The 24,257-nt window shown below is 46.5% G+C and carries 16 protein-coding genes; 13 read left to right on the top strand and 3 right to left on the bottom strand.

The features are described 5' to 3' along the window. The 11 genes from KTO58_RS02080 (at position 1) to KTO58_RS02030 (ending at position 15,007) form a co-directional block, all read left to right on the top strand. The gene (locus KTO58_RS02080; protein ID WP_095840973.1) at positions 1-351 is read left to right on the top strand and encodes a hypothetical protein; all 351 of its coding nucleotides are present in this window, start codon (positions 1-3) and stop codon (positions 349-351) included. Positions 352-1,047: 696 nt separating this feature from the next. Further along, positions 1,048-3,444 (top strand): heavy metal translocating P-type ATPase, encoded by a 2,397-nt coding sequence (locus KTO58_RS02075; protein WP_095840974.1) that lies wholly within the window; start codon positions 1,048-1,050, stop codon positions 3,442-3,444. A gap of 78 nt (positions 3,445-3,522) precedes the next feature. Next, positions 3,523-3,678 carry a cbb3-type cytochrome oxidase assembly protein CcoS gene (gene ccoS, locus KTO58_RS02070; RefSeq protein WP_095840975.1) on the top strand — a complete coding sequence of 52 codons (156 nt, stop codon included), beginning with the start codon at positions 3,523-3,525 and terminating at the stop codon, positions 3,676-3,678. A gap of 6 nt (positions 3,679-3,684) precedes the next feature. After that, positions 3,685-5,805 carry a cytochrome-c oxidase, cbb3-type subunit I gene (ccoN, locus tag KTO58_RS02065; RefSeq protein ID WP_095841746.1) on the top strand — a complete coding sequence of 707 codons (2,121 nt, stop codon included), beginning with the start codon at positions 3,685-3,687 and terminating at the stop codon, positions 5,803-5,805. Positions 5,806-5,809: 4 nt separating this feature from the next. After that, positions 5,810-5,992, top strand: coding sequence for a CcoQ/FixQ family Cbb3-type cytochrome c oxidase assembly chaperone (locus tag KTO58_RS02060; RefSeq protein ID WP_095840976.1), 183 nt, complete (start codon positions 5,810-5,812; stop codon positions 5,990-5,992). After that, complete coding sequence (locus KTO58_RS02055; RefSeq protein WP_095840977.1) at positions 5,992-6,978, top strand: cbb3-type cytochrome c oxidase N-terminal domain-containing protein; 987 nt, start codon at positions 5,992-5,994, stop codon at positions 6,976-6,978. The genes KTO58_RS02060 and KTO58_RS02055 overlap by 1 nt, the downstream gene beginning before the upstream one ends. A 3-nt stretch (positions 6,979-6,981) precedes the next feature. After that, positions 6,982-8,394: a cytochrome c oxidase accessory protein CcoG gene (gene ccoG, locus KTO58_RS02050; protein WP_095840978.1), complete on the top strand. Its 1,413-nt coding sequence runs from the start codon at positions 6,982-6,984 to the stop codon at positions 8,392-8,394. 4 nt (positions 8,395-8,398) lie between these two features. Further along, positions 8,399-8,836, top strand: a complete 438-nt coding sequence (locus tag KTO58_RS02045) for a FixH family protein (protein WP_095840979.1) — start codon at positions 8,399-8,401, stop codon at positions 8,834-8,836. After that, entirely contained in the window at positions 8,833-9,531 is a 699-nt protein-coding gene (locus KTO58_RS02040) for a sulfite exporter TauE/SafE family protein (protein WP_095840980.1), read from the top strand. The genes KTO58_RS02045 and KTO58_RS02040 overlap by 4 nt, the downstream gene beginning before the upstream one ends. 204 nt (positions 9,532-9,735) lie before the next feature. After that, positions 9,736-12,657 carry a GH92 family glycosyl hydrolase gene (locus KTO58_RS02035; protein ID WP_198315050.1) on the top strand — a complete coding sequence of 974 codons (2,922 nt, stop codon included), beginning with the start codon at positions 9,736-9,738 and terminating at the stop codon, positions 12,655-12,657. A 52-nt stretch (positions 12,658-12,709) separates the two neighbouring features. Beyond that, positions 12,710-15,007 (top strand): beta-N-acetylhexosaminidase, encoded by a 2,298-nt coding sequence (locus KTO58_RS02030; RefSeq protein WP_198315051.1) that lies wholly within the window; start codon positions 12,710-12,712, stop codon positions 15,005-15,007. Positions 15,008-15,075: 68 nt separating this feature from the next. Here KTO58_RS02030 and KTO58_RS02025 read toward each other — a convergent pair whose 3' ends face one another. The 3 genes from KTO58_RS02025 to KTO58_RS02015 all read right to left on the bottom strand — a co-directional run bounded on the left by KTO58_RS02025 (position 15,076) and on the right by KTO58_RS02015 (position 21,072). Further along, positions 15,076-16,113, bottom strand: a complete 1,038-nt coding sequence (locus KTO58_RS02025) for an aldo/keto reductase (RefSeq protein ID WP_095840981.1) — start codon at positions 16,111-16,113, stop codon at positions 15,076-15,078. Positions 16,114-16,272: 159 nt separating this feature from the next. After that, entirely contained in the window at positions 16,273-17,883 is a 1,611-nt protein-coding gene (locus tag KTO58_RS02020) for a RagB/SusD family nutrient uptake outer membrane protein (RefSeq protein WP_095840982.1), read from the bottom strand. Between the two features lie 12 nt (positions 17,884-17,895). Next, the gene (locus KTO58_RS02015; protein ID WP_157753248.1) at positions 17,896-21,072 is read right to left on the bottom strand and encodes a SusC/RagA family TonB-linked outer membrane protein; all 3,177 of its coding nucleotides are present in this window, start codon (positions 21,070-21,072) and stop codon (positions 17,896-17,898) included. A 685-nt stretch (positions 21,073-21,757) separates the two neighbouring features. Between KTO58_RS02015 and nagB the strand changes: the two genes are divergently transcribed. Both nagB and KTO58_RS02005 read left to right on the top strand, forming a co-directional pair. After that, positions 21,758-23,683 (top strand): glucosamine-6-phosphate deaminase, encoded by a 1,926-nt coding sequence (gene nagB / locus KTO58_RS02010; protein ID WP_095840984.1) that lies wholly within the window; start codon positions 21,758-21,760, stop codon positions 23,681-23,683. Positions 23,684-23,795: 112 nt separating this feature from the next. After that, positions 23,796-24,230: a phosphohydrolase gene (locus KTO58_RS02005; RefSeq protein WP_095840985.1), complete on the top strand. Its 435-nt coding sequence runs from the start codon at positions 23,796-23,798 to the stop codon at positions 24,228-24,230. Positions 24,231-24,257 lie beyond the last annotated feature (27 nt).

Below are 24,257 nucleotides of genomic sequence, written 5' to 3'. Positions count from 1 at the left end.
ATGAGACAAAAATTAATGTATATATCCTTAAATATGATTTTAGCGGCTTGCTTTTCTCCTTCTACTAAGTTGTTTGAAGTTGAAAGACGAGAATTAGTCAACATATCAGTTCCTGGTAAGGATTATAGAGTAGGCATTTATTATATTTCTGGAAATGCAACAACTCAAAATTGCATCCAAGTAATGTCATTTTTGAATGGAGATAAGAAGGCCGTACTAAAAAATTATATGCGGTACAACATGCTCGATTCTTATAAATTGATTAATGATACATCTTTAATGCTTGTTGTTCGTGATACAATTAGCTATCTGGGAAATCAACCAGACACCTTCTTTTTATCATTAAAATAAACATAGATAAGATAATATTTAGGTTACAAAACAAAAGTTAATATCTAGAGTACTATTGTTTTTTGAATTACGTACTTAGGTAGCGTAAAAAGCCTTAGTCATAATGAAATAAATACAATCTTTATAAACGTGAAATAAACTTATTAGCATTTATCATAGGCTTCGGTTGTCCTCCTTAAAGCATATTGACTAATACATTAAGTCAAAAGCAAATCGTTATTGTTATTATTATTCACAATCAAAAAAGCCCTACGCGGAAAGGCAATTTCCAAATTTGACAATGGCAATATATCAAGTATTGTTAGTTTCAAGATGGCGTAGCTGACGGTAAATGGTTCGTCTAGGATTAGGAAGGTGAAATTATACAGGAAGTATCCTATCCACCAATTGATATATCAAATGAAGATGTATTTAATCCCAAAAATCAAATTCGCCTTAACATATGCACCACTAAAACGGTAGGGTTGAATTTACAGGAATTCTTCCTATTTCAGAAAGTACTGAATCCCATAGGGCTGTTAATAAATATCAGCTAACTGACACCCTAAAATCAAAGTTTATCAATATCAAGGAAGATAGTATAACTAGGTTCGATATGCAAAGGAAAATAGAGCATTAAGAAAATCCTGACAACAGTCATCTCCAGCCCTGACCATCCTCATGTTTTACCCATCTTACGGGATCTACTTTTGAGCCATGAAAGTGCAGACCTCCAGTGTATCGACCTGTAAACATTGCGGCGAGCGTTGTACGGCGCATGAAGCGTTCTGTTGTAACGGCTGCCGCATGGTATATGAGCTCCTGCAGGAGCATGACCTCTGCACTTATTATTCTCTTAATGAAAAACCAGGCCACTCACAACGCGTCTCTGTTCGTAGCGACAAGTTCGCTTTCCTGGATGATGAGCACATACAGCAAAGGCTGATCCGTTACCAGGATGATATACGTGATCACGTAACTTTTTACCTCCCAGCTATACATTGCAGTTCTTGCTTGTGGTTACTGGAACATCTAAATCAGCTAGACAGCGGGGTCGAACGCGTAGAAGTACACTTTACCCGTAAGGAGGCCAGTATTGTATATCAAAAGGATAAAAGCAGCCTGCGAAGCATAGCTGAGACATTGACGAGCATAGGTTATGAGCCATATATAAGCCTACAGGATCTCGATGTAAAAACGGTCAAGACCAACCGGCAATTGATCTATCAGGTTGGCGTGGCTGGATTCTGTTTTGCCAATATTATGCTACTGAGTTTTCCTGAATACTTTTCCGGAGAGAAAGGGATGGATAGCCAGATGAGCAATATCTTCCGATACCTTAACCTGGCATTGGCATTACCTGTATTTCTCTATAGTGCACAACCTTTTTTCCGTTCTGCCTGGAAAGGCTTAAAAAATGGCTTTATCAACATTGACACCCCCATTGTACTCGCCATCATTACTACATTCATCAGGAGCTTCATCGATATATTATCCGGTACCGGTGCGGGATTTTTTGATTCTATGACAGGCATCGTGTTATTCATGCTGACTGGTAGGATACTACAAGAAAAAACATACCAAGGATTATCTTTTGACAGAGACTATACGTCCTATTTCCCTATATCCGTTTCTGTGATCAAATCGGGGCAGTCTATCCCTACCCCACTTCCTAGTGTAAAAACGGGGGATACGCTCCTGGTACATCACCAGGAGTTAATCCCCGCTGATGGTATTCTGTCAAAAGGTAAAGCATTGATCGATTATAGTTTCGTTACCGGGGAATCTATGCCGGTTGAAAAACAAACGGGCGAGATCATCTATGCCGGCGGCAGACAGTTGTCAGGTAACATTGAGTTACTAACAATACGGGAGGTAGCACAAAGCTACCTTACAGATTTATGGAATAGAGACGAGATGAAACGGCAACCTGAACATGCATCTTTCATCCATGTATTAGGTAAGAGTTTTGGCTGGATAGTACTGTCTATTGCCGCTATAACAGCTATATACTGGTCAATCAATGACCCGGCTAGGATATGGCCTTCGGTGACAGCTGTGTTAATAGTGGCCTGCCCCTGTGCATTACTGTTGACGGCCTCCTTTACGAATGGACATATCCTGCGTATACTAAGTCGTCATCAATTATTCTTACGGAATGCAGAGACTATAGAAACGCTGGCAGCCACTGATCATATCGTCTTTGACAAAACAGGTACGTTGACGGAAAAAGACGGTGCAGTTGTACGCTGGTACGGGCGAAAACTACAGCGTAGCGAAATACATTCGATCGGAGCGCTGGCCGGGCAATCACAGCATCCTGCCAGCAGGGCATTACGCAAAGATAGCTCACTACTGGTAAAAGCCGTCATAGAAACTCCCGGACATGGTATCTGCGGCAGCGTTAACGGGAATCACCATATCCGGCTGGGAAACGCTGGCTATTCAGGAGGTCCCGCTGACCTACCCACAAAAGGCACTACTGTACATGTGAATATAAATGGTGTATATGCTGGCTATTACACTATCAGTAATCGCTACCGTTTCGGCATCGTTGCTTTATTGAAACGGCTCCGTTTCCCCATGTCTGTATTATCAGGTGATAATGCTCACGAAGCGCCCGCATTACGGCAGATGATGGGTCCTGACGCAGAACTGCGTTTCCTGCAACAACCGGCAGACAAACTAGCTTACATACAGACATTGCAGCAACAAGGTAAACAAGTACTGATGATCGGCGATGGCCTCAATGACGCGGGTGCCTTACGACAAAGTAATACCGGATTGTCCATTGCAGAAGACATCAATAATTTCACGCCTGCCAGCGATGGCATCCTGGCAGCATCACGGTTGTATATGCTACCTGCTTTTATTCGCCTATGCCAGGTGAACAAAAAAATCATAGTAGCCAGTTTTATCTACTCCATACTATACAATTTAACAGGACTGTACTTCGCTGTACAAGGCATACTCTCTCCACTCATGGCCGCTATCCTGATGCCTGCCAGCTCTATCAGCATCATCCTACTCACCTATTGTTGTAGCGAATGGGCTGGCAGACGCCTGCAGACCGGCAACACCCAAAAGATTGACCAGTATCATACCACAGATTGATTCCGATCATCTGCACAGGGATAGTCCAGACGTAATTTTACATCACTGCAAAAAGCATATATCACCTAATACTTCATTATGAACGTGATCATATTATTACTGGGTGCGAGCCTGGCAGTGGCTTTATTTTTTCTGCTGGCTTTCATCTGGTCTGTAAAAGACGGCCAATATAAAGATGACTTCTCCCCGGCTCACCGCATTTTATTTGACGACAAATCTGATAAAGAACAATAAGTGCATATGTCTCTCGAAAAATTCTATTACGATAATCGTACTGTTAAATGGTTTGCTTATGCCTCGGTATTCTGGGGATTAATAGGTATGCTGGCTGGCCTTTGGGCAGCACTGGAACTAGTATTGCCAGAACTCAATCTGGGCTTTGCGCCTGTTACCTTCGGACGCCTACGCCCAGTACATACTAACGCCGTCATCTTTGCATTTGTGGGTAATGGCATCTTTATGGGTGTATATTATTCCCTGCAACGGCTTTGTAAAGCCCGTATGTTCAGCGATGTTCTCAGTAAGATACATTTCTGGGGATGGCAGGCGATCATTGCAGGCGGCGCCATTACACTATTTCTTGGCTACACAACCGGAAAAGAATATGCGGAACTGGAGTGGCCTTTCGATATCGCCATTACCTTAATATGGGTAGTCTTTGGCGCCAATATGTTGGGAACAATCCTCCGCAGACGGGTCGCACATCTGTATGTTGCGATCTGGTTCTATATAGGTACCTGGGTGGCAATAGCCATGTTACACATCATTAACTCTTTTGAACTACCATTATCTTTATTTAAAAGCTATTCCTGGTACGCTGGTGTGCAGGATGCACTGGTACAATGGTGGTATGGACACAATGCCGTAGCTTTTTTCCTGACCACACCGTATCTCGGACTGATGTATTATTTTATCCCCAAAGCGGCCAACAGACCTGTATATTCTTATCGCTGGTCTATCATACACTTCTGGGCACTGATCTTTATCTATATCTGGGCAGGGCCTCATCATCTGCTGTACACTGCACTACCGGAATGGGCACAATCTCTTGGAACAGTGTTCTCCATCATGTTGATAGCCCCTTCCTGGGGCGGGATGCTGAATGGACTACTCACCTTACGTGGTGCATGGGATAAAGTGCGGGAAGATGCGATATTGAAATTCTTCGTAGTGGCGTTGACCTGTTATGGCATGTCCACATTTGAAGGCCCCATGCTGTCCCTGAAAAATGTCAATGCGATCAGTCACTATACCGATTGGACCATTGCACACGTACACATCGGTGCCCTGGGGTGGAATGGCTTCCTGACATTTGGTATTCTCTATTGGATGATCCCACGTTTGTTTTCCACTACTTTATACTCCCGCAAATGGGCCAATGCACACTTCTGGATCGGCACGCTGGGTATCATCTTTTACGCCATCCCTTTGTACTGGGCAGCCTTTACCCAGAGCATGATGTGGAAACAATTCACGGAGGAAGGACAGCTGAAGTTCCAGTTCCTGGAGACGGTAACGACCATCGTTCCCATGTATGCCTTACGAGCACTCGGTGGACTATTTTATGTAAGTGGTGTGATCCTGATGATCCTAAATCTCGTCCGTACCATCAAACGTGGTGTATTCGTAGCTAACGAGCCTGCCACTGCAGCACCGTTGGTTAAAATACCCTCGACCTATGGCAAAGCACATTGGCACAATTGGATAGAGCGGAGACCTGTTCAAATGGCTGTATTCAGTCTCATTGTAGTAGGTATAGGGGGTATCATAGAATTAATACCCACCTTCCTGATACGGAGCAATATACCTACCATCAGCAGTGTAAAACCTTATACTCCTCTCGAATTACATGGTCGTGATATCTATATACGCGAAGGATGTTATACCTGCCATTCACAAATGATACGTCCGTTCCGGGATGAGGTCGCCAGATATGGAGAATACTCCAAAGCAGGTGAGTTTGTATACGACCATCCGTTCCAGTGGGGGTCCAAACGTACAGGACCTGATCTTGCACGCATCGGTGGGAAGTATCCTGATTCCTGGCATTACAACCATATGCTGGACCCGATGTCTATGTCACCTGGCTCTATCATGCCCTCCTATCCCTGGTTATTTGACAATAATATCGATAAAGCCAAGACAGCCGCTATGATCAGTGTCATGCGTAAGTTGGGCGTTCCTTATCCAGCCGGATATGAATCACAAGCCCAAAAGGATCTTGCCCAACAGGCCAAACAGATATCCGACAATCTCATAAAAGATAAGCTGATCACGCCGCCTGACCGGGAGATCATAGCGCTCATAGCTTATCTGCAACGTGTAGGAATAGATATTAAAGACAACACCACTCAAAAATAGTGTTATGAAATTCATCAAATATCTGGAGTCTATCAGTCATGTAAGCATATATCCGATGGCCTCCCTGCTGATATTCACCGTTTTCTTCGCACTGGCTGCCTGGTGGGCTTTTAAAGCCGACCGCGACATGATAGATGAAATAAGCCGACTGCCCCTGGGCAATGACGCACCTAAAAACAGCCTCTAATGACACTGATTAATATACTTACACACCCTGTGGCACTACTACTTATTGCAGTAGCTGCCGGGTTGCTACTTGCCATTATCATACTTGGATTTACTGTCATCAGTGCAATGGATATATTCCGTGAGAAAATGAAAAAAGCCACGATGATTGCCTTGTTGCTCACCATGGCGGGCATTGCACACGGGCAGGAAGTCAATGAACCCATAGCCACCGCTACAAGTATGGTAGCCGGACTACCAGATACAAGTTTTTACCTGCTGGTCTCTGTCATCACATTAGAGTTGCTGGTGATCCTGTTCTTGCTGCAGGCGCTCCGGGTGCTGACAGGGATCGTGCGCTCCCCTCGTCCGAAAAGAGAACGCAAAAAGAGAACCATTCACTGGTTCGAAAAACTCAATAAGACCAGAAGCCTCGATGCTGATTCCGAAGCAGCAGCAGATATGGGACATGACTACGACGGTATCCGCGAGCTCAATAATCCCACTCCTCCCTGGTGGAGATGGGGCTTTTACTTCAGTATATTTTTTGGTGTGATATATCTCTGGCGTTACCATGTAAGTCATGCCGCTCCACTTCAACTGGAAGAGCTGGCTATCGCAGAGCAGAAAGCAGCGGAAGCCAAAGCTGCGTATCTCAAAAACGCAGATAACAATATCGATGAAAATAATGTAAAACTTATTACAGATGCGGGCGAACTGGCAACTGCAAAAAAGATATTCACAGCCAACTGTGCTGCCTGCCATGGTCCCGAAGGACAAGGCCTTGTAGGCCCCAACCTGACAGACGATTATTGGCTACATGGTGGCACACTAAAAGAAATTTTCACGACCATCAAATATGGCGTACCCGATAAGGGCATGAAATCATGGAAGGAAGATCTTTCGCCTAAACAACTGGCGTTACTATGCAGTTACATTAAGTCGATCCATGGTAGCCATCCTGTTAACCCCAAAGAAAAACAGGGAGAACTGTATGAAGGAGAATAAGCCATGCAAAGAGAAGAAAATACACATTTAGCAACGGAAGCATTCAGGGATCACCTGGCCACCATCGATGAACAGGGAAAACGTCGGTGGATATATGCCAAGATGCCCAAAGGAAGGTTATACAACATCAGAAAGTTCGTTAGCTATGGCTATTTCCTGTTATTTTTCAGCCTGCCATTCTTACAAGTGAATGGCAGGCCCCTGTTTCTCTTTAATGTAACGGAGGGGCGGTTTATCCTGTTTGGCGTGGTATTCTGGCCACAAGACTTTTTCATCTTCGGATTAGCGATGGTAGCCTTCATTCTGTTCATCGTACTCTTTACCATGGCATTCGGAAGGCTGTTCTGTGGATGGATCTGCCCGCAAACCATCTTTATGGAATTACTATTCCGACGCATCGAGTACTGGATAGAAGGTGACGCAGCAGCTCAGCGAGTATTGGCAAAAGCTCCCTGGACAGCTGAAAAAATATGGAAGAAGGCGGGAAAACATGTCGCCTTTCTGACACTTTCTGTATTGATCGCGAATACTTTTCTGGCCTACATTATCGGATTACCTGCATTATTGACCACCATTACCGATCCCTTATCTGCACACCTTGCAGGATTCATGGCCATGTTGGCTTTTTCCTCAGTATTCTATAGCGTATTTGCGCTATTCCGGGAACAGGTATGTACCACCATCTGTCCATATGGAAGATTGCAAAGCGTGTTATTGGACAAAGATTCCGTTGTGGTAGCATACGACTATCAACGTGGAGAGCCTAGAGGAAAATATAAAAAGGATACTGTCCAAGATCTTGGTGATTGTATCGACTGTATGCAATGCGTGCATGTATGTCCTACCGGTATCGACATCCGCAACGGCACACAACTGGAGTGTATAAACTGTACCGCCTGTATAGATGCCTGTAATTTCATGATGGATAAAATAGGGCGCCCCAAGGACCTGATCAAATATGCTTCTGAAAATGGTATTGCTACCAGGTCACCTTTACGATTTACACCACGGCTCCGCATTTATAGTGTGTTGCTGTTATTAATTACAGGTGCTATCATTTACCTGCTCGCCGGCAGACAACCAGTAAGCGGCACTATCATCCGTACAGCAGGTATGCTGTACCAGGAACGCGGCACCGATAGCACCAGCAATCTGTATCGCATCAAACTGGTAAATAAAACAGTACTAACCGTAACACTGGCATTAAAGCTGGAAGGTACTACTGGGCAGATTGAAGTGATCGGAAAACCTGTCATACACGTAAAAGCAGAAGGACAGGGAGAGGGTACCTTTTTTATCATCCTACCCAATGACCTCATTAAAAAAAGAAAATCAGTTATTCAAGTTGGGCTCTATGAAAAAGACCGGCAGATAGGTCTGATAAAAACAACTTTCCTGGGGCCTGTCAAATTCTAATCATATGAACTGGGGACAAAGCATTATCGTAGTATTCGTTCTTTTCGCCATCGGCATGCTGACGCTCGTCACTAAAAGTATGCGTACCCGCATCGATATGGTCAATGAGGACTATTACGCCGCAGAACTGCAATATCAACAATTGATAGACGGTCAATCCAACACCCGGCAGTTGTCTGCCCCCGTACATATCATGCAACCGGGAGACAGTATCCTGCTTTTTTTCCCCAAGGAATTGCATGGCCGCACTATACAGGGAGAAATACTGTTCTACCGCCCCTCTGACTCCAGGAAAGATTTTAAGATGCCTCTTCAATTAAATGGTAATGGCATAATAGCCGTAAGCCGGCAAAGATTTATCAAGGGGAATTATCGGATCAAACTGCATTGGGAAACCGACGGCAAAACATATTTCCAGGAAATACAACATTACGTACAATGAACATCATTACTAGTTTAACCTATCTATTACCTGGGCTGCTCTTGGGTTTTCTGGGCAGTTTTCATTGTGTGGGTATGTGTGGACCTATTGCCCTAACCTTACCGGTGATTCACCTGAGCAGTACCCGTAAGTTAGCCGGCATCTTGCTATACAATGCTGGCCGCACCACGACCTATCTGCTGCTAGGATCACTATCCGGCTGGTTAGGGCAACGGTTCTTTATTGGTGGCTTACAACAGTGGCTGTCGATCCTATTGGGTATACTGCTATTATTGCTGCTTTGCTGGCAATATATCTTACAGAAACCGCTACCACAGATACCCTTCTTCCAGCAACATGTCAAGTCAGCACTAGGGCGATTACTGACCCGCCGGCGATTCAGTACGTTATTTACCATTGGCTTTCTGAATGGGCTGCTTCCCTGTGGATTAGTATATATCGGTATCACTGGCGCTATCGCTACCGGTAGCGCCTGGAAAGGGGCACTTTTCATGACCGCATTCGGCATAGGCACTATTCCGGCAATGGCGGCCGTCAGCTGGTTCAGTCAGCTGCTACGTGTACATATTCGTCGCTTTATCCCTGTCGCAATCGGTATGGTAGCACTCTTACTCATCGTACGGGGAATGAACCTGGGTATCCCATATATCAGTCCGGCGCTGAAAGAGAAAAAAGTAAGTTGCTGTCATAAATAATTTAGGGAAAACAACTACCTTTTACCTACCATTTTGTCCTGCTAGCCCCACACTAAACCGTTTTAGCAAACTTTCCTTATCTTAGCCGCGAAATCATTGTAAACTGCTTTCCTGTAATGTTATATGCGATCCATCCCTACGTTATGCCATGGGAGAAGGTATATCCTTCGAGGTAAGCTTTTCCTGACTTTAGATACTACGAGAATGATGAAAAAATGGTGGATGGTGCTGACACTCGGGTTAGCCGTAACAGCGAATGCACAGCAAAAAGACTTTACAAAACTAGTTAATCCATTCATTGGTACAGGCGGCCATGGTCATACCTATCCAGGTCCCAGTATGCCTTTCGGCATGGTACAGCTCAGCCCCGATACGCGATTAAAAGGTTGGGATGGCTGCTCCGGCTATCATTACACCGACAGCACTATATATGGTTTCTCGCATACCCACCTCAGCGGGACTGGCATCGAAGACTATTGCGATGTGCTGTTAATGCCCACTACAGGTCAATATGAGTGGGACAATGAAAAATACGCTTCCTCCTTTTCTCATCAGCAAGAACAAGCCTCTCCCGGCTACTACAGTGTAAAACTGGATAAATACAACATCCGGGTCAACCTCACCAGCACTACCCGTGTAGGATTGCATGAGTATATCTTTCCCACGGGCACCAAAACCGGTAATGTATTACTGGACCTCTACCATAGAGATATTGTAAAAGATGCCTCCTTTAAGGTAATAAACGATTCTACTATTGTCGGCATGCGCCGTTCTACTTCCTGGGCACAGGACCAGGTATTGTACTTCGCGCTCCGGTTTTCTCAGCCGGTAAAACAATGGACGGTAGCATTAGACAACCTGGAGAAAGGAGCACTTAAAACGGCTCAAGGCCGCAACATCAAAACTTATTTCCGCTTCGACCTGCGCGCAGACAAACCATTGTATGCAAAGGTCTCCATCTCCGGTGTCAGCGAGGAAGGTGCTTTGCGCAATATGGATGCAGAGTTACCACATTTTCGCTTCAATGAGGTAGTGAAAAATACCAAAGACGCCTGGAACAAAACACTGGGAAAAATAGAGGTCAATGGAGGTACACCTGATCAGCAAACCATCTTTTATAGCGCCTTGTACCATGCCAGCCTAAACCCTAATCTTTACATGGATGTGGATGGGCAATTCCGTGGTACAGACAAAAAGATCCACCGGGCAAAAGATTTCTCCAACTACTCTGTATTCTCTTTATGGGATACACATCGTGCGTTACATCCCCTGATGACCATCATCGATCAACGGCGTACAGCAGATTGGATCAATACTTTCCTGGCGCAATACAGATACGGAGGTATGCTGCCGGTATGGGAGCTGAGCGCTAATGAAACATTCTGTATGATAGGCTATCATGCCGTACCCGTCATTGTCGATGCTTTCCAGAAAGGTATCCGTGGATTTGACAGTACCTATGCCCTGGAAGCCATGCGTAGTTATGCGGAGGGCGAACAATTTGGTATGCAGGATTATATTCGCCAGGGTTATCTCAGTGCAGATGTGCAGGCAGAATCAGTATCCCGCACATTGGAATATGCCTACGACGACTGGTGCATCGCCCAGATGGCAAAGTGGCTGCATCAGCCGGAAGTATACACCCGTTATATGAAACGCGCACAGTCCTACAAAAACCTTTTCGATGCCAGTACAGGATTTATGCGTGGTAAAAATGGTAGCCGTTGGATGTCACCTTTTGATCCTACAGAAGTAAACAATTTCTATACAGAGGCCAATGCATGGCAATACAGCTTCGCCGTACAGCAGGATGTTAGTGGGTTAATGTCCTTATATGGTGGAAAAGAAAAGTTTGTACATAAACTGAACGAGTTATTCACTACCGAAATGCAACTCTCCGGCAGGCATCAGGCTGACATTACCGGACTGATCGGACAGTATGCACATGGCAACGAACCCAGTCATCATATGGCTTACCTGTTTAACTATGCAGGCCAACCTTGGCGCACGCAGGAACTGCTTAACAATATCTACCAGACACAATACCACAATGCCCCTGACGGTTTAAGCGGCAATGAGGATTGCGGACAGATGAGTGCGTGGTATGTGTTAAGTACCATGGGATTTTATAGCGTAACCCCCGGTAGTGGTGTCTATGCCATTGGCAGTCCGCTGTTCGATGAGGTGAAAATACATTTGGAAAATGGGAAGACCTTCTCTATCAAAGCTAACAACAGGAAAGCGCAAAATGCATACATACAATCAGCACAACTGAATGGCAGACCCTATAGTAAAAGTTACCTGGCTCATAGCGACATTATGAAAGGTGGCACCCTGCAGTTTAATATGACTAACAAACCAGGCAAGTGGGGTAGCGAGGATAACAACATTCCCGTTAGTGCGATTACAGATGCGGTAACAGTGCCTGTTCCATATACCGAAGCCGTGGCGGATCGTTTCCTGGACAAGGTGGAAGTAACATTGAAAACAACGGCTCCAGGTCTGACTATTCACTATACAACTGATGGCAGTACCCCTACTGCAGCTGCTGCTACTTATACTACACCGCTTATTTTAAAAGAGACCACGACACTTCATGCGATTGCATGTAAAAGCGGACAATGCAGCCAGGTGGCGACCGCGGTATTCCACAAAATACCAACAGACAAAACCATCAACATCCTGTCCAAACTACATCCGCAATTTACCGGTGGCGGTAATGATGCACTGATCGATGGCATACGTGGTAAAAGTGATTTTCGCCTGGGAGCCTGGCAAAGCCATTATCCCGGTGACCTGGAGGCGGTGGTAGACCTCAAAAGCAAACGGGCCGTGCATAAACTGGCACTTAGTGTACTACAGGATCTGGCCGTATGGATATGGTACCCCACCCAAGTCGAGTATTTTGCTTCCGAAGATGGTAAAAACTTCGTATCATTAGGGGTGGTAAAAAATACTTTCTCCGATCGGGAATATGGTACACATCAACAGGAGCTTACACTCCCGGTAAATGTACAAACACGTTTCATAAAGGTAAAAGCCACTACACATGGTCAGATACCAGACTGGCATCCGGGAAAAGGAGAGCCTTGTCATATCTTCGCAGATGAGATTATAATCGAATAAATAGCAAACGCCCGAAGCCCCTGCTCCGGGCGTTTTTATAAAACCAACAATGATGAACAAGAACAGTGTACTACAATGCATGCTGCTGGCAGGCGGACTATTCCTGGCTGCCTGCGGTCACCCTCCGGGCGATAATATTCCCAAGGGACAACTCAGCATCATCCCTATGCCCGTAAGTGTTAAGGCAGCACCCGACTCCTTCCTGCTGGACAAACAAACAGTACTGGTAGCCGCTCATCCGGCAGAAAAACAGATCGCTCAACTTTTTAACGAATGGCTGAAAGAACTAACCGGTTACGAACTGAAGATCGCCGACAGTGGTGACAAAAATGCCATCGTATTACGTACGGCTAAAGATACCAGTCATCCAGAAGGGTACACACTGAAAGCCACCCACGACCTCGTGACCATCACCGGTTATGACAGCAGTGGTACCTTCTACGGCATGCAAACACTACTACAGTTACTTCCTGTACAGAAAGGGCAAACACTCTGGATACCAGGTGCAGATATCACCGACTATCCGAGGTTCTCACACAGGGGACTCATGTTGGATGTATGCAGGCACTTTTTCCCGATAGACTTCATCAAGAAATACATAGACCTGATGGCTATGCACAAACTAAATACTTTTCATTGGCACCTGACCGATGATCAGGGCTGGCGCATAGAGATAAGGAAATACCCTGCCCTGCAGGAAGTAGCATCCCGGCGCAAGGAGACAATGGAAGGGCCCTATAGCGATCAGAAATATGATGGAAAACCTTACGGTGGCTATTATACCCAGGCAGAGATCAGAGAGGTGGTAAAATACGCTGCAGAACGGTTTATAACCGTTGTACCGGAGATTGAAATGCCGGGGCACGCACTGGCTGCCCTCACGGCTTATCCTAACCTGGGATGTACCGGAGGACCCTATGAAGTAGGCACACATTGGGGCGTTTATGATGATGTATTTTGCGCCGGTAATGATAGTGTTTTCCTCTTCCTGCAAGATGTACTGACCGAAGTGATGGACCTCTTCCCCGGCAAGTATATACACATCGGAGGGGATGAAAGCCCAAAAGTACGTTGGGAAAAATGCCCGAAGTGTCAGCAACGCATACACAACGAGGGGCTCAAAGATGAACATGCCTTGCAGAGCTATTTCATTCAGCGAATAGAAAAGTACCTTAACAGCAAAGGCCGTCAGATCATCGGCTGGGATGAAATACTAGAAGGAGGACTGGCACCTAATGCAACAGTCATGAGCTGGAGAGGTATAGATGGTGGCATTACCGCGGCCAAACAACATCATGATGTGATCATGACACCTACCAGCCACCTGTACTTTGATTATTATCAGTCCAAAGGCAAAACGGAACCGCTGGCGATTGGTGGCTTTATCCCTTTAAGTAAGGTATACAGTTACGATCCCATCCCCCAGGCGCTTAACAAAGAAGAAGCCCGCTTTATCAAAGGAGCGCAGGCCAATCTCTGGACAGAATACATCGAAAATGGCGATCATGTGGAATATATGATGTATCCCCGCACCGTTGCTTTGTCAGAAGTATTATGGACACCTGCTGACAAACGTAACTACGACGATTTCATACAACGGCTCAAATTACATTTCAAAAGACTGGATTTGAAACGTGTGAATTATGCCAAACACGTGTTTGAAGTACGTGGTACTGTAGCAGGCAACGGTAAAGGAAACATCCAAGTGAAATTTGAAACAGCGCTGGATAGTGGCAAGATCACTTATACCACCGACGGAAGTACCCCCCTCCCCGGCAGCAATCAGTATACACAGCCGATCCGGATCGATAGTTCCTGCACCATTCGAGCCGCAGTATTCCAGGATGACAAACAATTCGGCAATGAATACAACCAGTCTTTCACTTATCATAAAGGAGTGGGAAAGACCGTACAACTGGCGACCACACCCAATGAAAGTTACTATCCAGGCAATGCCTTCATGCTGGCAGATGGCATCGAACCGGCAGCCGTGGTAAGTGATCCGCATTGGTTTGGTTATAGCGGTGGTAATTTTGAAGCCACGCTGGCACTCGACAGCATACAGGATATACATCAGGTAGGATTGGATATCTACAGCGAAAAACAACAATGGGTATACGCTCCTAAACAGGTTACTTTTTCCATATCCGAAGATGGCAAACAGTTTAAGGAAGTATACAAACACACTTTCACCAACGCATCCGGCCTGATAAAATTAAGAGGAAATGTAAAAGAGGTAAGAGGTAAATATATAAAGGTACAGGCCCAAAATGCAGGTAAGATATCTGCCGGCGCACCTGGTGCAGGTAGCGGCGCCTGGTTGTTCGTAGATGAGATAGTAGTGAACTGATAGAACAATAATACCCAAACAAAAGGGCTGTCTTAACAATTAAGACAGCCCTTTTTATATAAAACGGGTTAGTAGAATTTCGGAATAGGATTCAATGCAAGTCGCTCCCGCTGATGCCAGTATGGATAGATAGGGGATACTTCGCTGGCATCATCCAGCCGTTTTACCTGTTCTGTAGTAAGATTCCATCCTACTGCCGCCAGGTTCTGCTGTAATTGCTCTTCATTACGCGCACCGATGATAATGCTGGATACCGTAGGACGCTGCAACAACCAGTTGATAGCAATCTGTGCAACTGACTTACCCGTCTCTGCTGAAAGCGCTTCCAATGCGTCGGTAATACGGAAAAGATGTTCGTCAGCAACCACTTCTCCTGGTACCGGACTCCCTCCCTCAGCGACACGGCCGCTATTCGGTAACGGCTTGTTGCGGCTGTATTTACCACCCAAACGGCCCCCGGCAAGCGGACTCCAGATAAGACTACCTACTTTCTGATCGAGTCCCAACGGCATCAGCTCCCATTCATATTCACGGTTGGTCAGCGCATAATATACCTGGTGGGCAATATAACGATTCCAGCCATAACGGTCAGAGATACTCAACGCTTTCATCAGATGCCAGCCGGAGAAGTTAGAGCAGGCAATATAGCGCACTTTACCACTCTGGATCAGATCATCCAATGTACGCAGCGTTTCCTCTATCGCAGTGTTACCGTCAAAACCATGCATATGATAGATATCGATATAGTCGGTTCCCAGCCTTCTCAGGCTCCCTTCTACCTGTTGAAGCAGGCGAAATCGGGAAGACCCCTGGCTATTGGGACCTTCTCCAAAGGCAAAGGTCGCTTTCGTAGAAAGGATCGTTTTATCTCGACGGCCTGCTATTGCCTTACCCAGGATCTCTTCAGATAGCCCCTGGGAATAAATATCCGCAGTATCGAAGAAATTAACACCAGCTTCCATACAAAGGTCTACCAGCCGGGTAGCTTCTTTCACTTCTGTGCTCCCCCAAGCTTTAAAAAATTTATCTCCACCGCCGAAAGTACCGGTGCCAAAACATAATACCGGTACGAAGAGTCCGGATGAACCTAATTGCCTGTATTCCATTTTCCTTTCACTTTAATATGGTTAATAATCGGATTACTCATCAGCCTATTGGCAGCAGGCTGCTATTGCTATATACAAATATCGGCTTGATAATGTTAAAACACAAGAGAGGCTCCTGACAGGTAGCCTCTCTTGTAATGTAAAAAGATCATGCAGCAACTAGTAACCAGGATTCTGCTGTGCACGCAGTACCGGGTTAGCCGCTACTTCTTCTGTTGGCAAAGGCCAGAGGAAGCGATAGTTATCATAGTCAAATTTAGGTACACCTACGCCGGTGAAAGTAGGTGGGGTTACGAAGTTGTAGTCAGTCCCATCTTTCACCAGTTGGGATGCCTTTAACTTAGCAGGGATACCATTGGTACCATACACAGGGTCCAGCGCCAGACGATGAAGATCCGCCCAACGACGGCCTTCTCCTGTGAACTCAATACGGCGTTCATTCAATATCGCCAGTATCAGGTCGGCCGGAGCAGTCGTAAAGCGTTTATCTGCAGGTACGGAACGGTCTCTTACAGCGTTAAGCAGTTTGAGTGCCTGTGCATTATTGCCGGTTCTAGCATACGCTTCCGCCACGTTCAGCAACACCTCCGCATAACGCATAATAGGTGCCCAATCCGTTTTGTTCGTATAGTCACGGTACTTGAAGTTAAAATAGTATTTAGCACCTTTTTCCTGACGCACCTGCATCAGCTCACGACGTTTGTCGCCCGCTACCCAGAAGGAGGCATTATACAGGATGGGGCTGGTCGCTACCAGGCCACGCGCACCACGGTCGCCGGGACCGAACATGCCAGCTAGAGAGCCATTGGTACCGCCGTTGGACAAAGGCCCGTTGGCAATAGAAAAGATAGACTCTGAATTGCTCTTGAAATTGGCAAAAGGACCAGCAGGATCATCCGTCAGCCGGTAAGCACCGATCGGGCTGGTAAAGGTAGCGCCTGTACCTGCCGTACCCAGTTTGGCTCCTTCTGCAATCACAGCAGGCCAATCTGCCTTATGCTGTTTGATACGGATCTTCAAAGCAATAGCCGCTCCTTTGGTAGCCCTGGAGAACCCTTTGGTCTGTACATCCGGTAGATTAGTCTCCGCATAGTCCAGGTCTTCCAGTATTTTAGTATAGTCTTCTGCTACCGTTCCCCGTGGCATCTTGGCCTCTTCGTTGATAGCATCGATATTGGTAACCGCCCTTGTACGATAGGGTACGCCCAGTTTATTACCGGCACCATCGGCAAATGGACGGGAGAAGTGGATCAGCAGTTCATGTACAGACAATGCCCTGAGAAAACGTGCCTCCGCCTCATACACTTTCGCCTGGTCAGCTGTAATGATGCCTTTACTACCAGCACCTTTTACACCTTCTATCAGGATATTGGCCTGATTGATTAAGGCATACAGGTTGAACCAATGGTTGTTATTGTTGGCGGAAGCCGGGTTGTAACCGCCTTCATAAGTGATCGCGAAGAACTGATCGATGTTCAGCATATCCTCTCCTCTCATTTCACCTTGCTGGATAGCAGCAGCACCGAAAGGATAACCACGTGCCGCCAGCTTATCGTTGTTATAAGAGCCGATAGCAGCTGCTTCATATACACCCTGCATCACCAACTCTATATTGGCGGGTGTTTTAAATGCATCTTCCTGTGCCTGCCCGTTGATAGGATTCAGCTCAGTGAATTTTTTACAGGAAGAGATACCGAATACGGAAGTGATCAGCAGGGAAGCTACTACCACTTTACCGATCGTATATGATTGATGTAAGATACTTTTCATGACCATAAATTTTTAAAGTCCCAGGTTGATACCAAATGTATAAGTACGCGGTATAGGATTGGCGTTCCAGTCGATACCAGGCTGGCGGTTAGCAAGACCATTGGTGGTGGCACCACTGGCCAGCGCATAGCTGTTCAGCTCCGGATCCAGACCGGAATAGCTGGTGATGATGAACGCATTCTGTACCTGCGCATATATTCTCAGGCTGCTGATCTTCGCTCTGCCGAGTAAAGAAGCCGGCAGGTTATAACCGAGGCTGATATTCTGTGCACGGAGGAAGTTGCCATTCTCCAGGAAGCGGCTGTTGGCACTACCGTTCTGGTTGATGAAGTTACCGGCGCCACTACCGTAAAATACTTTCGGCACGTCTGTCTGTTGACCAGGTGTGGTCCAGCGGTCTAGCAGTTCGCGACCACCGTTCTGGAACTTCATGTTGGTCAGCGATTCCTGACGTGTAGCATTGTATACCTTATTACCTCCAGAGAATACCAAGGCAATACTCAGGTCAAAGTTTTTATAGGCAAAAGAGTTGGTAAGACCACCGTACCAGGTAGGATTCGCTTGTCCCAGGATACGTTTATCAGCAAAAGTCAGCCCCGCCGCACTTTGCGAAATGTCAGCCGGTTTGGAAGGATCGTATTTGGCATAGCTGCTGGTACCGTTAGGAGCGATCACACCCTGGATAATACTGCCGTCTGCCTTTTCCCAGAGCGCAAATCCATTGGCCGGATTTACACCCGCAGACTTAAAGCCGAAGAAAGTACCGATGGACTCTCCTACACGAGTGATGTTATAAGCATCCACGATATCCGCATTACCGTTAGCCAACTGCGTTACCCGGTTTTTCACCATCGTGAAGTTAGCATTGACATTCCAACGGAAAGCACCGCGGTTGAAGACGCTACCGCTGGCAGAGAATTCTACCCCTTGGTTATACATCTTACCGATATTCATATTGATCTGGTTCTTAGGTACACCCAGGGATGGAGGTACCGGTGCTGCCAGGATCAGGTTGTCGATATCATTACGGAAATACTCAGCAGTAAATTGTATACGATCATCCAGGAAAGCTACATCCAGACCTATATTCACTTTTTTACTGGTCTCAAAAGAGAGGTTCGGGTTAAATATCTGTCCAAACTGCATACCACCCAATTCTCCATAACGCACCGCTTTATAGATACCGGCGTAAGGATAATCGCCTATCTCTACGTTACCGACTTTCGCAAAACCACCACGCAGTTTCAGGTCGCTGATAAACCGCAGACCGGAAGCATTACGGAAGAATTGCTCCTGAGAGATACGCCATCCGACAGAAGCACCAGGTAAAGTAACACCCTGCCGGCCTGCCGGCAGATCAGAGATCTTATCGTGGCGGATAGTTGCGCTGATCAGGTAACGATCGTTAAAGGAGTAGTTAGCTCTTGCAAATACTGACTGGAATGCCTTCTCTATAACGCTACCACCTATACGCCCCGTCGCCCATACATCGGAGATCAGGTTCTGTCCGCCAAAGAATGGATTGGACATGTCCGTACCTTCCGCAAAGAAAAAGCGGGCACGGGATTTCTGATACTCCAGACCCGCCACTGCGCCTACTTTATGTACACCGAAAGAACGGTTAAAACTCAACGTATTCTGCCAGTTGTAACGGAACTGTGGCAGTGAATACTGCGCAGTACTGCCATTGGTACCACGTCCATCTCCATGCAGCGGATCCCAGTAACGGTAGTATTCCACATTCAGACTGTTGATACCGATCTGCGTACGGAAGTTCAATCCCTTGATGATCTCCACATTCGCGAACGTGTTACCCGTAATATTCAGGCTCCGGTTACGGAATACGTTATGATCCAATACATATTTAAGGTTAGTATAGTTATCGTCGATCTCTTTGGTATTAGCGCCACGGCCCAGTCGCTGCTGGTCCGCGCTCAGGTTATAAGATCCGTCTGGTAACATGGCAGGTACATTCGGGAACATACGAATAGCACCACCAATATTACCTGACAAAGCATTCGTATTAGCATTGAAACCATTATCTGTCGTATGCGTCACCGCTACGTTGACACCCACCGTCACACGGTCGAAAGCTTTCTGCTCTACTTTCGCACGTGCACTGTAACGCTGCTGATCATTACCTACTGATATACCTGCCAGGTTACTGTAACCCAGAGAAAAGAAATAATTGGTCTGCTCGGTAGCGCCGCTCAGGGACAATGCATGGTTCTGCTGAAAACCAGTACGCATCACGATATCCTGCCAATCCGTATCATATGGTTTGCCGGAAGGATCCAGGGTAGGAAATGCTTCCTCCTTCGCACCTACGTTCCTCAGTTTCTCATTGGTCAGTTTGATGAATTCATCTGCATTCATCAGGTTAAACCTTTTCGAAGGTGTCGCTGCTGCCAGCCATCCATCATAGGTAAGACGCGCACGGCCCAGCTTACCTTTTTTAGTGGTGATCAGCACCACCCCATTGGATGCCCGAGAACCGTAAATAGCCGTCGCTGCACCGTCTTTGAGCACTTCCACACTTTCAATATCATTTGGATTGATATCTCCTAATGGGTTATAATAAACGTAGGAGTTACCAGTGGGGGAAGAACCACCCTGATCACCGGAAATATAAGGCACTCCGTCTACTACATACAAGGGTTCGGAGCTGCTGGAAATAGAGCTGACACCACGGATACGGATACGTGCAGGCTGTCCAAGCACCCCGCTGGGTACTGTTACCTGCACCCCGGTCACCTGTCCGGCCAGCTGACGGTCAAAACTGGAGGTAGCCAGGTTCTTCAACTGGTCACCTTTTACCTTACCCACCGATCCCGTCACATCACGACGCTCCTGTGTACCATAACCTACCACCACTACTTCATCCAGCTGCTTGTTGTCTGTACTGAGCGCAACATTCAATACCGTTTTACCGGCAAGGGGTACCTGCTTGTTGAGATAACCGGTAAAACTGAAATCCAGCGTTGCCTCCTGATCGGCAATATTCAATTTGTACTCCCCATTAGCGTTAGTGATCGTTCCCCCCGATCCACTTTTAATGCGGACAGTAACACCCGGTAGTGGCGTACCATTACCCGCATCCGTCACCTTCCCGGTGACCGTCCTGGTTTGCGCTGTGGCGGTCAACACGCTGGTGACTGCAAGCAGCCACAGGAATAACCTTCTTTTCATAGCGATCTTCATTTTTTTTATTGATTGATAAAAAGTACTCATTCACCTGGCCGTCAATGACAGACGTAGCCATATACCATCCACATGGCCAATCCAATCATTGTGCACCGGAAATATGTATGCGTATAACGCACCAGAATAAATACCGTCTGTAATGGGTGTCGTGCGGGCGGTTTTCATAACAGACACCTTAAAGACAGGGTAAAAGCAAAACAATTACTAATAGCTACAGCAGATGGAACACAAACATCGGACTCCTCTGCCTAATAATAGCAACCCCAATATTGTAGCACCATATCACAAAGTCAATTATAAATGCAGGAAACTCAACTCTAGATTTTGGCTATTTAAATTCAGGTTCAGCTTTTGATTTAATAGTTAAACTATGTGGTGAAGTTATACAGAACTAACATTAATCCTCTACAACTTTAATGTTATATCCCTTTGACGGCATGCAAATTAAAGCCGTCGCCAGCAGTATGGCTGCAGCTGGTTAAATATAATACCCTTTTTAATATACAGAATACCCCCATAACAGGCCATCAGGCTAAGTATTACTGCGAACAACCGGCATTCAGGAACGAGGTTAATTATTCAATAATAGATAAAAAATTACGCATCTTACCCTTATTTTTTTTAATTTTCCGGCTCGTTTTTGAACAGCATCTAATCCAAATCTTGTACCATGACGTTTAATCATCAGGAAATCGAACTGATTGACAGTTTTGAACAAATTGCCGTGGAGATACACCCCGGTGCCAAAGAGGGCTCCAAGGCAGTTGCGCAAGAAATAGCAGCACTTATCCGGGAAAAGCAGGCCGCCAAAGAAACTTGCGTACTAGGCCTCGCTACCGGTTCCACCCCCAAATACCTATATGCCGAACTCGTACGCCTTCACAAAGAAGAAGGTCTCAGCTTCAAAAACGTCGTTACCTTCAACCTGGATGAATATTATCCAATAGAACACGACGCCCTTCAGAGCTATAACCGGTTCATGAAAGAACAGTTGCTGAACCACATCGACATTCCTGAAGGTAACTACTTCATCCCCGATGGTACCGTACCAAAGGAGAAAATCAAGGAATATTGTGCTGAATACGAACGTAGAATGGAAGCCGCAGGGGGCATCGACCTGCAGATCCTGGGTATCGGGAATAATGGACACATCGGCTTCAACGAACCGGGTTCCAATCTCAATTCCCACACCCGACTGGTAACACTGGATAACTCTACCCGCCTGGCAAATGCGTATGACTTTCCTAATATGAGCCAGGTACCAAGACTGGCACTTACCATGGGTCTCAGCAACATCTTCAAGGCTAAAAAGATCGTCCTCATGGCATGGGGACAACACAAAGCCAAGATCGTCCGCCGCGCCGTAGAAGGACACAGCACCGATCAGGTACCTGCTTCCCTCCTCCAACAACATCCCGATTGTAAATTCGTTATCGACGAACAAGCCGCACAGGAACTTACCCGCTTCAGCGAACCCTGGCTCACCGGCGATATCGAATGGACACCCAAGATGCGCCGTAAAGCCGTGACCAGCCTGGCCATGAAGCTGAACAAGCCCATCCTGATGCTGACCGACAAAGACTACAATGAAAATGGTCTCAACGACCTGATCGTTCAATATGGTTCTGCCTACGAACTCAATATCGAAGAGTTCAACGGTATCCGCGATACCATCACCGGATGGCCGGGTGGTAAACCAGGCGCTAACCTGCCTAACCACCCCGAACGCTCCGAACCGGCCAAAAAACGCGTACTCATCTTCTCCCCACACCCCGATGATGACATCATCTCCATGGGGGGCACCTTCATTCGTCTCCACGAACAAGGCCACGATGTACACGTAGCTTATCAAACCAGCGGCAACATCGCCGTAACCGACGAATTTGTACTGCGCTTCATCGACTTCGCCGTAGGCTTCGAAGGCATGTTCGACATCGATCGTAGCAAAAGCTCACAAATACTCGACGACGCACAGGCTTTCCTCAAAATCAAAAAGCCCAGCCAGAAAGATACCCCCGAGATACGCGCTATCAAAGGTCTTATCCGCCGCGGTGAAGCAAAAGCTACCTGCCGATACGTAGGTATCCCCGACGAGAACATTCACTTCATGAACCTGCCCTTCTACGAAACAGGCCTCGTAGAAAAGAAACCAATGGGTGAAGAAGATATCCAGCTCACCGTAGACCTGATCCGTAAAGTACAACCACAACAGATCTACTGCGCCGGCGACCTCGCCGATCCACATGGTACACACAAAGTATGTCTCGATATCATCTTCGCAGCACTCGAAAGACTCAAAGACGAACCTTTCATGAAAGACTGTTGGGTATGGCTCTATAAAGGTGCATGGCAGGAATGGGATATCCACGAAATCGAAATGGCCGTGCCCATGAGCCCCGACCAGATCATGCAAAAACGCCTGGGTATCTTCATCCACCAAAGTCAGAAAGACGTAGTGCCATTCCAAGGCTCTGATGCCCGCGAATTCTGGCAACGTGCCGAAGACCGCAATGCCGATACCGCCAATCTCTACGATGCACTCGGACTGCAAAAATACGCTGCCATGGAAGCTTTCGTAAGATACCATTTTATGTAAGTGTAGTAAGTTGTATTGATATAGTTTAAACACAGCGCCTTCCCGATCGGGAAGGCGTCTGCGTTTTTAGGCATATCCTTTGTAGCTTCGCTGTAGATAAAATACCGATAAGATGAATCTCGAGAAAGCCATATCCATCGCTGTAGCAGCTCACGCCAATCAACAGGATAAGTATGGAGCCCCCTACATCGGGCACGTACTCCGCGTCATGAACATGGGCATTACAGAAGCCGAAAAGATCTGTGGCGTATTACACGATATCGTAGAAGATACCCCCTGGACCTTTGAAGCGTTGGCTGCAGAAGGCCTCGATCCCTACATACTGGAAGCCGTACAATGCCTGTCCAAACTGTCAGAAGACGAAGACTACGATCACTTCACCGCCCGCGTCATGCAAAACAAACTGGCGATGACCGTCAAACTCCACGACCTGACCGACAATATGGACATCAGACGCATCCCACAGGTTACAGAAAAAGATGTAGCACGCCTCAATAAATACCTGAAAGCATATCGCACCATATCAGCCGCAATCGCTGGCTTATAAAAAGATAAACATCACAATCACATTACC

This window comes from Chitinophaga pendula (assembly GCF_020386615.1).
GTDB classification, from domain to species: domain Bacteria; phylum Bacteroidota; class Bacteroidia; order Chitinophagales; family Chitinophagaceae; genus Chitinophaga; species Chitinophaga pendula.
Note: the sequence above shows the minus strand (reverse complement) of the source record. Positions and strands in the feature narration are given on the sequence as shown.

What these genes read in the sequence shown, in the direction of transcription:
- KTO58_RS02080 (WP_095840973.1), top strand. Translation starts at nt 1, where the DNA reads ATGAGACAAAAATTAATGTATATATCCTTAAATATGATTTTAGCGGCT.
- KTO58_RS02075 (WP_095840974.1), top strand. Translation starts at nt 1,048, where the DNA reads ATGAAAGTGCAGACCTCCAGTGTATCGACCTGTAAACATTGCGGCGAG.
- ccoS (WP_095840975.1), top strand. Translation starts at nt 3,523, where the DNA reads ATGAACGTGATCATATTATTACTGGGTGCGAGCCTGGCAGTGGCTTTA.
- ccoN (WP_095841746.1), top strand. Translation starts at nt 3,685, where the DNA reads ATGTCTCTCGAAAAATTCTATTACGATAATCGTACTGTTAAATGGTTT.
- KTO58_RS02060 (WP_095840976.1), top strand. Translation starts at nt 5,810, where the DNA reads ATGAAATTCATCAAATATCTGGAGTCTATCAGTCATGTAAGCATATAT.
- KTO58_RS02055 (WP_095840977.1), top strand. Translation starts at nt 5,992, where the DNA reads ATGACACTGATTAATATACTTACACACCCTGTGGCACTACTACTTATT.
- ccoG (WP_095840978.1), top strand. Translation starts at nt 6,982, where the DNA reads ATGCAAAGAGAAGAAAATACACATTTAGCAACGGAAGCATTCAGGGAT.
- KTO58_RS02045 (WP_095840979.1), top strand. Translation starts at nt 8,399, where the DNA reads ATGAACTGGGGACAAAGCATTATCGTAGTATTCGTTCTTTTCGCCATC.
- KTO58_RS02040 (WP_095840980.1), top strand. Translation starts at nt 8,833, where the DNA reads ATGAACATCATTACTAGTTTAACCTATCTATTACCTGGGCTGCTCTTG.
- KTO58_RS02035 (WP_198315050.1), top strand. Translation starts at nt 9,736, where the DNA reads ATGATGAAAAAATGGTGGATGGTGCTGACACTCGGGTTAGCCGTAACA.
- KTO58_RS02030 (WP_198315051.1), top strand. Translation starts at nt 12,710, where the DNA reads ATGAACAAGAACAGTGTACTACAATGCATGCTGCTGGCAGGCGGACTA.
- KTO58_RS02025 (WP_095840981.1), bottom strand. Translation starts at nt 16,113, where the DNA reads ATGGAATACAGGCAATTAGGTTCATCCGGACTCTTCGTACCGGTATTA.
- KTO58_RS02020 (WP_095840982.1), bottom strand. Translation starts at nt 17,883, where the DNA reads ATGAAAAGTATCTTACATCAATCATATACGATCGGTAAAGTGGTAGTA.
- KTO58_RS02015 (WP_157753248.1), bottom strand. Translation starts at nt 21,072, where the DNA reads ATGAAAAGAAGGTTATTCCTGTGGCTGCTTGCAGTCACCAGCGTGTTG.
- nagB (WP_095840984.1), top strand. Translation starts at nt 21,758, where the DNA reads ATGACGTTTAATCATCAGGAAATCGAACTGATTGACAGTTTTGAACAA.
- KTO58_RS02005 (WP_095840985.1), top strand. Translation starts at nt 23,796, where the DNA reads ATGAATCTCGAGAAAGCCATATCCATCGCTGTAGCAGCTCACGCCAAT.